The sequence below is a fragment of the Microcystis sp. genome, from assembly GCF_048564745.1.
Taxonomy (GTDB): domain Bacteria; phylum Cyanobacteriota; class Cyanobacteriia; order Cyanobacteriales; family Microcystaceae; genus Microcystis; species Microcystis ichthyoblabe_A.
In genome coordinates this window covers 1-15,491 of record NZ_JBLZRT010000095.1, presented here as the reverse complement: position 1 = coordinate 15,491, position 15,491 = coordinate 1, and the positions used below count along the sequence as shown (strand labels likewise).

The 15,491-nt window shown below is 42.2% G+C and carries 12 protein-coding genes, 1 tRNA gene and 1 pseudogene; 12 read left to right on the top strand and 2 right to left on the bottom strand.

The features are described 5' to 3' along the window. Nucleotides 1–118 (bottom strand): annotated as a pseudogene (locus tag ACOCD9_RS11395) (transposase); the annotation flags it as partial. A 74-nt stretch (nt 119–192) separates the two neighbouring features. Here ACOCD9_RS11395 and ACOCD9_RS11390 point away from each other — a divergent pair. Both ACOCD9_RS11390 and ACOCD9_RS11385 read left to right on the top strand, forming a co-directional pair. After that, nucleotides 193–1,452, top strand: coding sequence for an RNA-guided endonuclease InsQ/TnpB family protein (locus tag ACOCD9_RS11390; protein ID WP_419547500.1), 1,260 nt, complete (start codon nt 193–195; stop codon nt 1,450–1,452). Between the two features lie 76 nt (nt 1,453–1,528). Next, nucleotides 1,529–3,397: a cation:proton antiporter gene (locus ACOCD9_RS11385; RefSeq protein WP_287699676.1), complete on the top strand. Its 1,869-nt coding sequence runs from the start codon at nt 1,529–1,531 to the stop codon at nt 3,395–3,397. A gap of 17 nt (nt 3,398–3,414) precedes the next feature. Here ACOCD9_RS11385 and ACOCD9_RS11380 read toward each other — a convergent pair whose 3' ends face one another. Continuing rightward, complete coding sequence (locus ACOCD9_RS11380; protein WP_002755512.1) at nt 3,415–4,278, bottom strand: hypothetical protein; 864 nt, start codon at nt 4,276–4,278, stop codon at nt 3,415–3,417. Between the two features lie 49 nt (nt 4,279–4,327). Here ACOCD9_RS11380 and ACOCD9_RS11375 point away from each other — a divergent pair, with 49 nt between their 5' ends. The 10 genes from ACOCD9_RS11375 to ACOCD9_RS11330 all read left to right on the top strand — a co-directional run bounded on the left by ACOCD9_RS11375 (nt 4,328) and on the right by ACOCD9_RS11330 (nt 15,277). After that, nucleotides 4,328–4,882, top strand: coding sequence for a hypothetical protein (locus ACOCD9_RS11375; RefSeq protein ID WP_419547498.1), 555 nt, complete (start codon nt 4,328–4,330; stop codon nt 4,880–4,882). Between the two features lie 395 nt (nt 4,883–5,277). Next, the gene (locus tag ACOCD9_RS11370) at nt 5,278–5,646 is read left to right on the top strand and encodes a GxxExxY protein (RefSeq protein ID WP_002736595.1); all 369 of its coding nucleotides are present in this window, start codon (nt 5,278–5,280) and stop codon (nt 5,644–5,646) included. Nucleotides 5,647–6,306: 660 nt separating this feature from the next. Further along, nucleotides 6,307–8,508, top strand: a complete 2,202-nt coding sequence (locus tag ACOCD9_RS11365; protein ID WP_419547497.1) for a CHAT domain-containing protein — start codon at nt 6,307–6,309, stop codon at nt 8,506–8,508. Between the two features lie 132 nt (nt 8,509–8,640). Continuing rightward, the gene (locus ACOCD9_RS11360; protein ID WP_002789196.1) at nt 8,641–8,850 is read left to right on the top strand and encodes a DUF2281 domain-containing protein; all 210 of its coding nucleotides are present in this window, start codon (nt 8,641–8,643) and stop codon (nt 8,848–8,850) included. Then, complete coding sequence (locus tag ACOCD9_RS11355) at nt 8,831–8,992, top strand: type II toxin-antitoxin system PemK/MazF family toxin (protein ID WP_253881092.1); 162 nt, start codon at nt 8,831–8,833, stop codon at nt 8,990–8,992. Before ACOCD9_RS11360 ends, ACOCD9_RS11355 begins: the two co-directional genes overlap by 20 nt. A 30-nt stretch (nt 8,993–9,022) precedes the next feature. Next, nucleotides 9,023–10,261 (top strand): tetratricopeptide repeat protein, encoded by a 1,239-nt coding sequence (locus tag ACOCD9_RS11350; protein WP_419547496.1) that lies wholly within the window; start codon nt 9,023–9,025, stop codon nt 10,259–10,261. Beyond that, complete coding sequence (locus tag ACOCD9_RS11345) at nt 10,231–11,364, top strand: tetratricopeptide repeat protein (RefSeq protein WP_419547495.1); 1,134 nt, start codon at nt 10,231–10,233, stop codon at nt 11,362–11,364. Before ACOCD9_RS11350 ends, ACOCD9_RS11345 begins: the two co-directional genes overlap by 31 nt. 487 nt (nt 11,365–11,851) lie before the next feature. Beyond that, nucleotides 11,852–13,057, top strand: coding sequence for an FAD-dependent hydroxylase (locus ACOCD9_RS11340; protein ID WP_419547493.1), 1,206 nt, complete (start codon nt 11,852–11,854; stop codon nt 13,055–13,057). Nucleotides 13,058–13,149: 92 nt separating this feature from the next. Further along, nucleotides 13,150–13,223: transfer RNA gene (locus tag ACOCD9_RS11335), tRNA-Pro, on the top strand. 131 nt (nt 13,224–13,354) lie between these two features. Then, on the top strand, nt 13,355–15,277 hold the full coding sequence (locus ACOCD9_RS11330) for a S9 family peptidase (RefSeq protein ID WP_419547492.1): 1,923 nt from the start codon (nt 13,355–13,357) through the stop codon (nt 15,275–15,277). Nucleotides 15,278–15,491: the final 214 nt, after the last annotated feature.

Sequence of the window (15,491 nt, the reverse complement as noted above, 5' to 3'; positions counted from 1 at the left end):
CGAAATAAGCTCCCGCCCAAAAATAGGGTTTGTTGTCGAAATACTTTGCCGCCAAATCCGGAAATTCTTGTCTAATTAAGCGACTACTAACTGTTTTAAGGTTAGCGATTAGTTTGGTCCATGATTGTAATTAGTTGATATCCTAGGCAGTAAGTGTTATAATTTAACTATACATCACGCTCACGAAAGACAGTGATAACGCTTACCTACCAGTACAAACTAAAGGTAAACAGACAACAGGAACAGGAGATAATCCACATTCTTGATGTTTGCAAAAGCGTTTATAATTACGCTCTTTCAGAACGGAAAGATTGGTTAAACTCTCGAAAGTGTCTTGCGGATCACTGTTCGCTAGTTTCCGAGTACATAATTCCTGCGGATGAACCCTATCCTAATTACTTCGTTCAAGCTAAAAATCTAACGGAAGCTAAAAAAGTTTACCCGATATTAAAGACGGTTAACGCTCAAGTTTTACAGCAAGTCTTAAAAACTTTAGATAAGGCGTTTAACCAGATGAAATCGAAAGGCTTCGGCTTTCCTAGATTCAAGAAAAAGATGCGGAGTTTTGTTTTTCCTGCGCTGTCAAAAAACTTTCTAGGTGATGAATACTTAAGTTTTCCACAATTGGGAAAAATTCGGATTAGGAAATCTAGGAAGTACCCGTCTGGGTTCGAGCCTAAACAAGCTCGAATTATCCGCAAAGCGTCGGGATTTTACGTTTCGGTTTCCTTCCAATCTACGGAATTAGTTCCCGATATGACAGTTGGGAAGACCTGTTTAGGAATCGACGTGGGAATTGAAAGTTTTGTCGCTACTTCACTAGGAGATTTAATCAAAGCCCCTCGATTTTTGTTGAAAGTACAGAGTAAGCTTAAATTGCTACAAAGACGCTTAAAACATAAAGTCAAAGGCTCAAACAATTGGTTAAAACTCCAGGAGAAGATAGCAAGATTACACGAAAAAGTGGCTAATACTCGTAGAGATTGGCACTTTAAGTTAGCTCATTACCTTTGTGATCTTGCTGATAATATCTTTGTCGAAGATATTAACTTCATTTCCTGGTCTAGAGGGATCGTTAGAAAACAATCTCTAGATTCGGGCATCGGTAGTTTTATTAATGAGATACTACCGTTTGTTGTTTGGAAACGGGGGAAATATTATCTTAAGGTTGATAAAAACGGAACTTCGCAAGAGTGTCCTAATTGTGGCGCGATTACCGGCAAAAAGTCGTTATCGGAAAGAGTTCACCGGTGTGATTCTTGCGGCCACATTGAACCAAGAGATACGGCATCAGCGAAGGTAATTGAGAACCGAGGAAAAAATGCGGTCGGACTGACCGTGTTAGAAAACGCTCGCGGAGGCGATTTGACGGGGATCGACCGGTTAAACCAGGTCGATCTAGTTAAAAGCCTAAGAACCGAGAATCCCCCGCTACACCGCGCGAGCGGTTAGCGGGGGAGAGTCAAAATTAGAATGATTAAACCCCAACCATAACCCCGCCTCGATAGCCGATAACCGATCGCTAAACATGGATCCATCTTTCGCCCTTACCCTGCAAATTGTCATCACTGTGGTGGCGGGGATTACAGCCCAAGTCATTGCCGAATACCTGAAAGTTCCCAGTATTGTCTTCCTGCTCATTTTTGGGATTGCTTTAGGGTCCGATGGTTGGGAAATTTTACACCCCCAAAGTCTGGGAATTGGTTTAGAAGTCCTTGTTGCTCTCTCTGTGGCGATTATCCTATTTGAAGGCGGTTTAAGCCTAAGCGGACGGGAATTAGGGCGAGTTTCTGGCAGTTTACGCAATCTTGTCACCCTCGGTACTTCCATCACTCTCATCGGTGGCGGTATGGCAGCCCACTGGTTGGGGGAATTTCCTTGGCCGATCGCATTTCTTTACGCTTCTTTAGTGGTGGTAACTGGTCCGACGGTGATCGGACCTTTGCTGAAGCAAGTAGCCGTGGATCGGCGGGTGGCGACGCTTTTAGAAGGAGAAGGGGTATTAATCGACCCTGTGGGCGCAATTTTAGCCGTAGTGGTGCTAAATACGATTATTGATAGTCATGCCCGCCCCATGGAAATCATCACCGGTTTAACCCTGCGTTTAGGCATCGGGGCGGCGATCGGCATTGCTGGAGGCGGATTGTTAAGTTTTATTATAAAAACTTGCAATTTTCTGACTTTTGAGTTAAAGAATCTCGTGGTTTTAGCCGGAGTCTGGGGATTATTTGGTTTATCACAATTTAGTCGCAGTGAATCGGGGTTAATGGCGGTAGTAATGGCGGGAATCGTGCTAAAAGCGGCGGCCGTTCCCGATGAGCGGTTATTAAGGCGTTTTAAGGGTCAATTAACCACTCTTTGCGTGTCGGTACTGTTTATTTTACTAGCGGCGGATCTTTCGATCGCCAGTGTCATCGCGTTGGGTTGGGGCAGCGTCCTGACGGTGTTAGTCTTGATGTTGGTGGTGCGTCCCCTGAGTGTGGCTCTGTGTACCCTAAAAAGTGACCTAAATTGGCGACATAAGCTATTTATCGCTTGGGTTGCCCCTAGGGGAATCGTTTCCGCCTCTGTAGCTTCTTTATTTGCCATTTTACTCACCCGTGCCGGTATTAATGGCGGTGAAGCGATCAAAGCTTTAGTCTTTTTAACAATTTTAATGACCGTTTTTATTCAGGGATTAACGGCGCGTTGGGTGGCAAAAGGGCTAAAAATCACTTCTTCTGCGGCAACAGGGGCAGTAATCGTCGGTTGTAATCCCCTAGGTCGCTTAATCGGTTGTTTATTCCAAGAACAAGGGGAAACCGTGGTTTTAATCGATACGGATGCCGCAGCCTGTCAGCAAGCAAAAGAAGACGGTTTGACGGTGCTGCAGAGTAGCGCTCTTGATACAAAAATACTACAAGAAGCTGGCATCGAATCCATGGGGACTTTTCTAGTTTTGACTAATAATAGCGAGGTTAATCTGGTTTTAGCCCAAAGAGCCGGGGAGGAGTTTCATCCTCCCCGGGTGTTGGCTGCCTTTGCGGGAACCCCTAACCCAGATAAAAATAAGGTTAATCAGGTTTTTCTCCCTAGTTTTGCGGTCAAGGAATGGAATCAGTATTTAGACGATAATCAGATTAAATTGGGTAAAACTATCTTTAAAGGCAATGATTTGAGCGAACAACAGACCAGATTAACTAAATTAATTGAAAATGGCGAACTGCTGCCCCTACTATTGCGTCGCGATAATTCCCTACAGGTAGTAACAGAAAGGGAAGAATGGCGCACAGGAGACGAATTAATCTATATTCTGCGCGATTTACGCCCACAACTGCTTAAACGTCTTTCTGGCACTGTCAGAACCCGTTTATCTTTAGAAATCTTACCCGAAGTGGAAATCGCCACCAGTAGATAACTTGAGACTGTTCTATACTATTCAGTGGATTTAACGGGTTCAGGGCTTAAAATAAGCAACTGCCGACCGGCGCTAGATTTAGCGACACCTAGCAGTACGGGATGTTCAGTTTTGGGGGCATCTTGGGGTAAAGCACGAAAAAGGTACAGCCATCCCCCTCTTTCCAGTAATAATCGCCAGACGCGATCTTGCTCCGTATCGGTTAGGTTGCGCTGTTGAATAATGCGGGCTAAATTAGGATCACCAATGAGACTCTGCTGATCTTCGGGCGTTAGGGCTTCAAAAAGGGGCTGATTGGGGTCAAGATCCCCTGCTTCTTTACCTAAAATGAGCAGTTCCTTGGCACTAATCAGGGTGACAACGGGGAGAGTAGAAGTGGGATTCACCGCATCTCGACGGGCATCCTTTAAACCTTGATCCCGGGCAAGATGGAAGATGAGTAAGAGAATCCAACTCAGGAGAATCAGTTCCGAAGCGAGAGGAAGGGTTAACTGACGCTGAAAGCGGGGACGAGGAGCATAGGGTATTTTTCGGCGATTGCGTTGGTTTTGTCTTTTCAGTTGCCAATTTTTCAGTCTAGTGAGCCACTGTTGATATTGCCAGTGAAGGAAAGCAAGACAAAGGGTGGAAAGCTGAAAAAGTATAGGAATCAGAAGGGCAATAATCAGGGTGTTAGCAATACTTTGAGGCGTACCAAAGAAGACTTGAAGAGGGAGTAATAAGAAGGATTCAACCGGAAAATCGAGGCTGGTGATACCGAGTTGGTAATAGGCAAAGTATGCCCAACGATAGACCCAACCTGTATAGTACAATCCCGCACCAATGAGACCGGCGGCACTGGCAAGATTGAGGAGAATCGTCGGGGGAGAAGGAGTCGTCACAGGGGGCTACTAACGCTAAAAAAGAACGCTAAAATTAAAGTTATTATAGATGATCATTGTAGGGCGAGTTATGGTCAGACGTTTAGAAATTTTATCCGGTATAGCTTTAGTTTTTTTGGGATTTTTGACTGTTTCTAGTATCGCTCAAGCACCCACCCTCGAAGCGGCTTTACCACGATTAGCAAATATTACGTTACAAAATGGCAGAGATTATAAGGGGGTGACGTTAACTCAGTTCGATCGCCCTCAGCGTCGGATTTCTTTTAAGCAAGGGGGTAAGGAGTTTAATCTACCCATTGCCCAAGTGACACAATTAACCTTAGAGGGAGAAACCATCATCAGTATTCCCGAAAACCCGATAATTGTGATTCAGGGAGAGGACAAGCGATGTGGTTCGGTTTATGCTCTACCGCGCCGTTTTGAGCATTTGAGTTTGGTGGAAAAGCAAAAGCGTAAGCAGGTAGAGATTAACTTATCAGATTTGCCTCCACAGATGCAAAGAGATTTAACTCAGCAAGGGGCTTATGGTTATGTGTTGAAACAGTTAGAATTTGCTAATGGCGAGTTAAAAGCGGCAGGAGTGTTGCGTTGTCGGGCAAATTAATCAGCAAAATTATGTCAATAAAAATCAGTATCAGGATTTTTAGGATTAAGGGATTAACAGGATTAGGTGACTTGTGAAGAGTCTATAATTAAAGGATAAAAAGACTATAATATCCATCCTGAAAATCCTCCAATCCTCAAAATCCTGATACTGGCATTGAGGATTAAGGGATTAACAGGATTAGGTGACTTGTGAAGAGTCTATAATTAAAGGATCATAAAGAATATTATATCTATCCTGAAAATCCTCCAATCCTCAAAATCCTGATACTGGCATTGAGGATTAAAGGATTAACAGGATTAGGTGACTTGTGAAAAGTCTATAATTAAAGGATGCAGGGAATATGATATCTATCCTGAACATTCTCAAATCCTCAAAATCCTGATACTGGCATTATGGAATTAGACGAAATCACCTATAAAATTATTGGTTGTTGTATGAAAATCCATCGAACACTGGGGAATGGGTTTCAAGAAGTCATCTATCAAAGATGTCTCGATATTGAATTAGGAAAAACAGGATTAACCTTTGAAAGAGAAAAAGAACAACTTATCTTTTATGAAGGAATACAAGTCGGAACAAGACGCGCTGATTTTACCGTAGAAGGAAAAGTCATTGTCGAATTAAAAGCGGTAATTCGCCTAGAAGCTGTCCATCTTGCACAAGCAAAAAATTACGTCGTTGCTTATAATTTTCCTGTTGGTCTATTAATTAACTTTGGCGCAACGAGTTTAGAATACAAAAAGATATTTAATAATAGATAACAAATATCAGTATCAGGATTTAGAGGATTAAGGGATTAACAAGATTAAGTTATTGGCAAGGAGTAGATAATTAAAGGATCATAAAGAACATTATATCTATCCTGAAAATCCTCAAATCCTCAAAATCCTGATACTGGGATTGAGGATTAAGGGATTAACAAGATTAAGTTATTGGCAAGGAGTAGATAATTAAAGGATCATAAAGAACATTATATCTATCCTGAAAATCCTCAAATCCTCAAAATCCTGATACTGGGATTGAGAATTAAGGGATTAACAGGATTAGGTTATTGGCAAGGAGTAGATAATTAAAGGATGCAGGGAATAGGACACCCACCCTCAACCCCATCCTGAAAATCCTCCAATCCTCAAAATCCTGATACTGGCATTGAGAATTAAGGGATTAACAGGATTAGGTGACTTGTGAAGAGTCTATAATTAAAAGATGCAGGGAATAGGACACCCACCCTCAACCCCATCCTGAGATCAGGATTTTTAGGATTAAGGGATTAACAGGATTAGGTGACTTGTGAAGAGTCTATAATTAAAGGATCATAAAGAATATTATATCTATCCTGAAAATCCTCCAATCCTCAAAATCCTGATACTGGCATTGTTGAGATAATATAAAGAATCATTTGAGTCTGGCGAGGGGAAGCAATGAAGACAGGTTTAGGGATCTTACTCAGTCTAGGGCTAGTCGTAACAGCGCCGCATTTGACGGTTATAGCTTCCCCCCTATTAGTGCAGACGGATTTACGTCAAGAAGCTGATCGACTTTATCAAGAAGGATTTGAATTGTTCCAGTTGGGAACATTAGAAGGCTATCAGGGGGCATTGGGGAAGTGGCAACAGGCGTTAAAGCTTTATCAACAACTTGATAGCAAATTAGAGCAAGCCGTCGTCCTCATCAGTTTAGGGCGTATCTATGATGATTTAGGAGAAAAACAGAAGGCATTAGACTACTTCCAACAGGCTTTACCCTTATGGCGGGCGGTGGGCGTTGCCGAAGGCACGCAAAGCGCACGCACAGTGGAAGCCGTTACTCTCAATAATATTGGTGGTGTCTATTCAGATTTAGGGGAGAAACAGAAGGCATTAGACTACTACCAACAGGCTTTACCCTTATCACGGGCGGTGGGAGATCGCGCAGGGGAAGCAGTAACCTTAGACAATATTGGTTACTTATTGCAACAACAAAACCAACCTCAACTAGGGATTATCTTCTACAAACAATCGGTTAACGTCTATGAAACTCTCAGAGGCGATATTAAAGGACTCCCCAAAGAATTGCAACAAACCTACACCGAAACTGTTGCCAATACTTACCGCCGTTTAGCTGACTTGCTGCTGCAACAAGACCGCATTCTGGAAGCGCAACGGGTGTTAGACTTGTTGAAAGTACAGGAATTAGACGATTATTTGCGGGGAGTGCGCGGTAATACAAATACAGAACAGGGAGTTCCCAAACTACCGCCAGAACAAAAAATAGACGAGGGAATTGAGGCAATTGTTAATAAAGCAGTAGAAATTGGCCAAGAAATCAGCCAACTGCAAGAACGACAAAAACTCAACGGCAAACTAACTCCCTCAGAAGAACAACGTCTCGCCCAACTCTGGAAACAACAGGAACAAATTGTGGCTGAGTTTAATAAATTTATCGAAAGTCCAGAAGTTTTAGCCTTAATTAACCAACTCAAACCCCAAACCCGTTCCGCCGATCTCCTGAATAATTTAGACAATTTAATTGGCTTATCTGATAATCTCAAAAAACTCCAACAAAATGCCGTCCTTATCTACCCAATTATCTTTGATGACCGCTTAGAAATCATCCTCACCACTGCCGATTCTACTCCCGTCCGCCACACCGTAAAAGTCAGCAAAAAAGAACTAAACGAAACTATTCGCGCTTTCCGGGAAGCCTTACAAAATCCTAATCTGGATGCCAAAAAGCCAGCCCAACAGCTTTATGAATGGCTGATTAAACCCCTAGAAAATAACCTAAAAACTGCCGATGCAAAAACGATTATTTATGCTCCTGACGGACAACTGCGCTACATTCCTCTGGCGGCTTTATACGACGGCAAACAGTGGTTAATTGAACGCTACCTGGTTAATAATATTACGGCAGCATCCCTGACTGATTTTAATACCAAACCCGAACCGAAAATGCAAATTTTAGCGGCGGCATTCGTCAAGGGCAGCTATCAGTTTCGACATGAAGGACAAGACTTCAAATTTAATGGTTTGCCTTTTGCGGGTATAGAGGTAGATAAATTAGCACAGACCGTTTCTCCTACTACTAAATACTTCGATAAAGACTTCAATCAAACAATTATTCCCCTACTGGATAGCTATACTGTCGTCCATTTTGCCACCCATGCAGCCTTTGTGGTGGGAACTCCAGAACAGTCTTTTGTTCTTTTTGGAGATGGGACAGTTGTGACTCTACAAACAATGAAAAACTGGCGGTTTAAAAATATTGATTTAATTGTTTTGAGTGCTTGCGAGACAGGTTTAGGGGGTAATTACGGCACAGGAATCGAAATTTTAGGGTTAGGATATCGACTACAAACCGCAGGTGCAAGGGCAGTTATTGCCTCTTTATGGAGTGTTGATGATGGCGGTACACAAGCTTTGATGAATGCTTTTTATGCTGCTTTGAGGACGGGTAAATTGAGTAAAGCAGCGGCATTACAACAGGCACAAATTGCCTTGATTACCAGTAATAACCCAACCAATGAGCAGCGGCGTGGTAGTATTAGAATAGAACCTATTGAAGGAGTGCCATCGGACGTAGCAAATCGCCTCAGCCATCCCCGTTACTGGGCTCCTTTTATTCTCATTGGCAATGGATTATAATCAGTTATCAGTTATCAGTTATCAGTTATCAGTTATCAGTTATCAGATAAATCTTTAAAATCCTGCTCAAAAATGCTATGATCAGTTTGTAGTTGCGCTTTAGTACCCCACTCTCAAGAACAATTCTCAATCATGACAGTCCAAGATATTACAATTGCCAAAATTCGTCAACTTCCAGAGTCATTAGTTGAAGAAGTGAATGACTTTATTGATTTCCTTACCTTAAAGTACAATCAGCAGTTTTCTGATTTCGTAGAAATCGCAGAATCTGATTTTTCAGATTATTTGTCAAATCTAGAAGATTATGAGGAAAAATTAGCTCGTGGCGAAATCAAATGGTAGCGTTATTCGTGGTGATGTGGTTTTGTGCGACCTCAACCCCGTCATTAGCACAGAACAGTCAGGAATTAGACCTGTAATCATCATACAAATTGATCGAGCTAATTTAGAAACAGCGTTAAGAACAATTCTAGGTTTACTTTAAGAAAATCACTATTCTAAGTATTCTAAGCCTATGTCTAATTCATCTCTAGAACAAGACCTAAAAACTTATCAAGATTTGATCGCCATTCTCCAAGAGCATACTACACCAACAGAAGCCGAAATTCTTAATATTTTACTAGCCCGCGATCGCATTCAAACTAAGCTAACAGAAACCTATTTAATCCCTGATAATATCCTAAATATTCTCCAAGAATTAGACAATATTCTTAGGAAAAAACAAGCCACAATCGCCCCAACAATCGCCAAATTACGTCCCGATTTTAATCCCGATACTAAAAATTGGTGGTGGCTACTTGAAGTCCCTAAAATTGATTCTCCTTGGCATAAATACGATTTATTGGCAAATGGAGCTTCTGTTACTTTCTTGACAATTTCTTTAGGATTAATTGGTGAAATTGGCTCGCGGTTTCTTTCAGGGGGAAGCGATATTTTGGGAGGTGTTTTAGTCAGTTTTCAAAGTATATTAACCTTACTTGCCGCAGGAGGAATCTTAACTAAAACTGGACAAGAAACTGGAAAAAACTTACTGACACGCTTTGGGATTCAAGAACAATACTGGCAAGAAATTGGCGCTGGTTTATCTTTTTTATTAATGCTGAGTATTTGGGGATTAAGACTCTCTTTACCAACTGTAGCCACCTGGTATAATCATTGGGGTTGGAGTCATTATGAAAAGGGAGATTTGAGCAGTGCAGAAGAAGATTATCAACGAGCCTTGTCTTTAAATCCAGATGACGCTGAGGCACATTTTAACTTAGGATTACTCTACGAAGAATTACAGGATTTTGATTTAGCTAGAAAAGAATATATACTAGCTATACAAGGAGGAGAAATAACTACCGCTATTAATAATCTAGCTCGATTACATATTCTCCATAAAAACTATCCTGCTGCTGTTCACCTCTTACTTAAAGCCCAATCTGAGGCAAAATTAGATCAAGAAACCCAATTTGCTATCTGGAAAAATTTAGGTTGGGCGAGGCTAAAACAAGGAGATATTCCAGGGGCAGAAACAGCTTTATCAGAAGCGATTAAATTAGATAAAAATAGTGCTGCCCCCCACTGTTTACTAGCGCAGGTAAGAGAAGCCCAAAATAACCAAACAGAGGCCTTAAAAGAATGGGAAACCTGTAATCAATACGCTAACAGCTTAAATCCTGACGAAGATAGCTGGAGAATACAAGCACAACAATGTCTAGCAAACCGGGAGAAACAAAAATGCTCACCAAAACCCAACTCATCCTATTAGGATTAACCACAGGAATGCTGACCCTATTTTTAGAAAGTGCTAAAGGGATAGCCTTACCTGCTAGAATTGAATCAACAACTGGTATCGTCAAGCTAAAAAGACAAAATTGGACTGAATTTAAACCCGTTTCTATTAATACAGAATTAAACAAAGGCGATCAAATTTTTCCTCTTCAGGGTGTTAGGGTGACAGTATTATGTCCCGATTTACAACAACGCCCAGTTAGTTCAGGTGTACCCTCTGGACTAAAGACAATTTGCCCCATCTGGGAAGCGTTAAAAGCCAAAAATCCCCCACCCCCGGGTTCTTTAGGGGGAACAAATGCACTCATTCCCTATCTCATTTCACCCCGTCACACCCTGATACTGACAGATACCCCCATTTTGCGCTGGAATGAAGTTTCCCGAACGAGATATTACACAATAAAAGTTATGGATTCACAGGGGATTATCTGGGAAAAGCAAGTTTCTCAAACCCAAATTTCCTATCCCGGAACACCAGTTTTTCGGCCCGGTATTCCTTATTCTGTGACAATTCAAACCGATGGGGGACAGTCTTCCGAGCAAGATAAAGCTTCTAAAATAGAATTCATCAGGTTACATTCCTCAGAAGTTGCAACTATACAGGCCGAAGTTAATAAAATAGAACAATTAAATATAAATAAGCAAACTAAAGCATTAATATTAGCCGATTTTTATGGAACTTATACCCTACCGACTTCAACTTTTAATAACTATGTTTTATCCTCCAAATCCCTAGCAACTTATCATCTTACCAGTGAAGCGATCACTATTCTAGAAACTACCATCAAACAGGGGCAAAATTCAGCAATCATTGAGAGAAGCTTAGCTGATTTGTACTGGCAAATTGGCCTAGCTAATCTAGCTACCAATCATTATCTAAAAGCGATAGAATTAGCTCAGATACCAGAACAATTAGAAGAAAAAACCTTGGCTCAATTTGGTTTAGGAGAAGTTTATGCCGCTTTAGGAGATAATAATCAAGCCAAGATTTGGTATAGTAAAGCCAGAGAAGGTTATCTAGCTTTAGGCGATTCTGCAAGGGCTAACTTTGTGATCCAATTAATAGAAAGCTTGCCTTAAGTTAAAAAAAGAGTAGTCTAGCTGTTGCGGGTTTTGTCTTGAGTCAACTTCTCGGGTTGTTGCCCCAAGTCGGGGTATCCAAGAAGACTGGCGCCCCAGGAGCATCAGCTAACAGAGCTTGTAAGTAGGTAGGCGTTAAAAATTATCAGATGCCCCCCTTATTAAGGGGTATCCCCCCGCCTATCGGCACCCCCCTTATCAAGGGGGGCAGGGGGGATCGGCACCCCCCTTATCAAGGGGGGACTAAGGGGGGATCGAACCTAAAATCCATTTTTAATTTAATCATAACCAGCTACTTAGCAGCTTGTTATCGCCCTTCCAGAAGTTCAGGAAGAGCGATAACCCGAAACTCTCAACCACGGACAAAACCCTTTCAAGTCTATCAATGGCTAGGTGGGGTGAAGACAATCAAACCCGACAGCAACCCCGAAAATCGTGTCAGAATAGATCATTGTAGTCACTGATTATCTTTGAGAAAAATATTTATATGTTAGGACGGGACAACTACGATTTAATCATTGTCGGGGGCGGTATAGTCGGAACCACCCTAGCGGTGGCCTTAAAAAATACAGGATTAAATATCGCTATGATCGAGGAACGTCCCCTGGAGGTGGCCGCCTCCCGTCGTCAAGCTTATGCCCTCTCGTTGATGTCGAGCCGGATTTTTACAGGCTTGGGTATCTGGGATAAAATATCGCCCAGTATCGGTAAATTTCGTCATATTCGCCTTTCTGATGCCGATTTTCCGATTTTTGTCCCCTTTGTGGTCGATGAGCTAAAAACCGATTATTTGGGCTATGTGGGCGAACATCAAGTGATTTTAACCGCCCTGCACAAGGCCAGCCAAGATTGCGATCGCATTGACTGGTTATCCCCTGCTAAAGTGTTAGAAGTGGAGTACGGAGCAGAAACAGCCACTGTCACCCTGGAAGAAGCCGGTCAAACCCGAAAAATCACCACAAAATTAGTCATCGGGGCCGATGGAGCCAGATCCGCTATCCGGCAAGGGGCGCAAATTCAAACCAAAGGTTGGAAATATTGGCAATCCTGTGTCGCTTTCACCATTAAACATCAACTCGATCGCAACGATACCGCCTTTGAAAGATTTTGGCCCACCGGTCCGATGGGCATTTTACCGCTCCAGGGTAATCGCTGTCAGATCGTTTGGACAAATCCCCATGAAGAAGCGAAAAAACTGCAAGAAATGCCCGAAGCGGAATTTATCAAGAAATTAGAGGCATATACGGGGGGATTACTGGGAAAAATAGCATTAGTTAGCCCCCGCGCTCTCTTTCCCGTACAGTTAATGCAGAGTGATACCTATGTTAAACCCCGACTGGCTTTAATTGGTGATGCCGCTCACTGTTGTCATCCCGTCGGTGGTCAAGGTTTAAATTTAGGCATTCGCGACGCAGCCGCTTTAGCGCAGGTATTAAAGGAAGCAGTGGAAAAGCAAGAAGATATAGGAGCGCTTTCTACCCTAAAATCCTACGAAAAATGGCGTAGATCGGAGAATTTAGCGATTTTAGGCTTCACGGATTTTCTAGATCGCCTGTTCTCCAATAACTGGCCGCCTATCGTTGTCATCCGTCGTCTCGGATTGGCAATGATGCGCGGTTTCCCCCCGTTGAAATTGTTTGCCCTGCAATTAATGACGGGATTAAAAGGACGTATTCCCCAATTAGCTAGATAGCCGGCCACTAATTCCGGGGATGGGGGAGAAAGGAAGAAAAAAAAAGCTTGCAAAATGCTGCGATTATCGCTATGATGGTTAAGGTTCAATATCGGGGCGTAGCGCAGCTTGGTAGCGCACTACTTTGGGGTAGTAGGGGTCGTGGGTTCGAATCCCGCCGCTCCGATTTCAGAAAAACAGAGAGTCAGGTAGGGATGCACCCAATCCCTACTTTGTCCTGTTTACTCGAAATTTTCTTAATTTATCAGCCTTTCTGATCAAGTTAGTTCACCATTAGGATCACTGCTGTAGTAGAAAATGTCTAATCAAATATCAGCTTACGGTTCCTGGAAATCACCGATTACCTCCGATCTAATTGTGGCAGAATCGATTAGTCTTGGCGGTGTAACTCTAGATGGAGAAGATATTTATTGGTTAGAAGGCAGACCACAGGAAAAGGGGCGAAATGTTTTAGTTAAATTAAACCCCGACGGCACAACTACAGACATCACTCCAGGGCCTTTTAATGTGCGAACTCGTGTCCATGAATACGGGGGAGGTTCCTATCTAATTGTTGCCGGAACTATCTATTTTTGTAATTTTGCTGACCAAAGAATTTATCGCCAAACTGCTGATAGTTTACCCCAACCTCTAACCCCAGAAAATTCCTGTCGTTATGCGGATTTAATTCTCGATGAATTTGGCAATCGTTTAATCTGTATTTGTGAAGATCATAGCCAAAAAGATCGGGAACCAGTTAATAGTATTGTCAGCATCGATGTGGATACAGGAAACATAGAAACTTTAGTATCAGGCGATGATTTTTATACCTCTCCTCGCTTAAGTGCCGATGGTTCTCGATTAGCTTGGATTAGTTGGAATCATCCCAATATGCCCTGGGATAGTTCTTTTCTCTGGGTGGCGGATATTAATAATCTTTATTTGACTAATATTCGGGTTGTTGCTGGTGGTGAAAATGAGTCAGTGTGTGAACCGCGCTGGTCCGCCGATAAACAGTTATATTTTACCAGTGATCGCAATGATTTCTGGAACTTTTATTGCTTTAAACACGATGAACAAATAGAAGCGGTTCTCAAACCCATCGAGGCTGAATTTGCCTATCCTCATTGGGTTTTTGGTTTATCTAACTACGGTTTTGCTGGGGAATCCCAGATTATTTGTAGCTATACAAAAGATGGTCGTTGTTATTTAGGAAGTATCGATACTGTTAATCGAGAATTTCAAGAAATTATTACTGCTGATACTAACATTTCTTCCCTACAAGTTAGCGATAACAAAATAGTTTTTATTGGCGGTTCTTTCAGGGAAATAACGGCGGTTATCTCAGTGGATTTAGCCACAGGAACTAGAGAAGTTCTCAAATCTTCCAGTAATTTAACTATTTCTAGCGATTATTTCTCGATTCCGGAAATGCTCGCTTTTCCCACCAGTCAGGGACTAACGGCCTATGCTTGGTATTATCCCCCCAAAAACCCCGATTATACCGCCCCCAATGGCGAATTACCGCCCCTTTTAGTCAAAAGTCACGGTGGACCGACGGCTGCGGCGACCTCTAGTTTAAGTTTGCGGGTGCAATACTGGACCAGTCGCGGTTTTGGCTATCTGGATGTTAATTATGGCGGTAGTACGGGTTATGGTCGTCAATATCGTCAGCGTTTGCAGGGAAATTGGGGAATTGTCGATGTGGAAGACTGCATCAACGGGGCAAAATATTTGGTTAATCAGGGATTAGTCGATGGGGAAAGATTGGCAATTTCTGGAGGCAGCGCCGGTGGTTATACAACTTTAGCGGCCTTAACTTTTCATGATACTTTTAAAGCAGGAGCTAGTTATTACGGAGTTAGTGATTTAGAGGTTTTAGCCACCGATACCCATAAATTCGAGTCGAGATATTTAGATAAATTGGTGGGACGCTATCCTGAAGAAAAGGAAATTTACTATCAGCGATCGCCTATTCATTTTACCAGTCAGTTATCCTGTCCAGTGATCTTTTTCCAAGGTTTAGAAGACCGAGTGGTTCCACCCAATCAAGCGGAAATGATGGTAGAAGCTTTAAAAGCGAAAGGTTTACCCGTCGCTTACGTTCCCTTTGCGGGAGAACAACACGGATTTCGTCAAGCTGAATCGATAAAACGAGCATTAGATGCAGAATTTTATTTTTATTCCCGTCTCTTTGGTTTTACTCCTGCTGATAATTTAGAACCCGTAGAAATTAAGTAATCGTGCAAAGTTAATTTCCTAGGTCAGTAATCGGTGAACAGCAGATCTAGACCTAATATTATCTAAAGACTAAGGCTCTACCGAACCTGTCATGCAAAACTATCAACAACTTATGCTTGTAAAGCTTGTACAATAGGGCTTTCAGTTTTTGTTAGATTGATATTTATCAACTTTAGAGCATTGCTGGACAGAGAGGGAGCTTAAGGAATTTTCT

Coding starts and splice junctions, on each gene's coding strand:
- ACOCD9_RS11385 (WP_287699676.1), top strand. CDS start 1,529: ATGGATCCATCTTTCGCCCTTACCCTGCAAATTGTCATCACTGTGGTG.
- ACOCD9_RS11375 (WP_419547498.1), top strand. CDS start 4,328: ATGATCATTGTAGGGCGAGTTATGGTCAGACGTTTAGAAATTTTATCC.
- ACOCD9_RS11370 (WP_002736595.1), top strand. CDS start 5,278: ATGGAATTAGACGAAATCACCTATAAAATTATTGGTTGTTGTATGAAA.
- ACOCD9_RS11365 (WP_419547497.1), top strand. CDS start 6,307: ATGAAGACAGGTTTAGGGATCTTACTCAGTCTAGGGCTAGTCGTAACA.
- ACOCD9_RS11360 (WP_002789196.1), top strand. CDS start 8,641: ATGACAGTCCAAGATATTACAATTGCCAAAATTCGTCAACTTCCAGAG.
- ACOCD9_RS11350 (WP_419547496.1), top strand. CDS start 9,023: ATGTCTAATTCATCTCTAGAACAAGACCTAAAAACTTATCAAGATTTG.
- ACOCD9_RS11345 (WP_419547495.1), top strand. CDS start 10,231: ATGCTCACCAAAACCCAACTCATCCTATTAGGATTAACCACAGGAATG.
- ACOCD9_RS11340 (WP_419547493.1), top strand. CDS start 11,852: ATGTTAGGACGGGACAACTACGATTTAATCATTGTCGGGGGCGGTATA.
- ACOCD9_RS11330 (WP_419547492.1), top strand. CDS start 13,355: ATGTCTAATCAAATATCAGCTTACGGTTCCTGGAAATCACCGATTACC.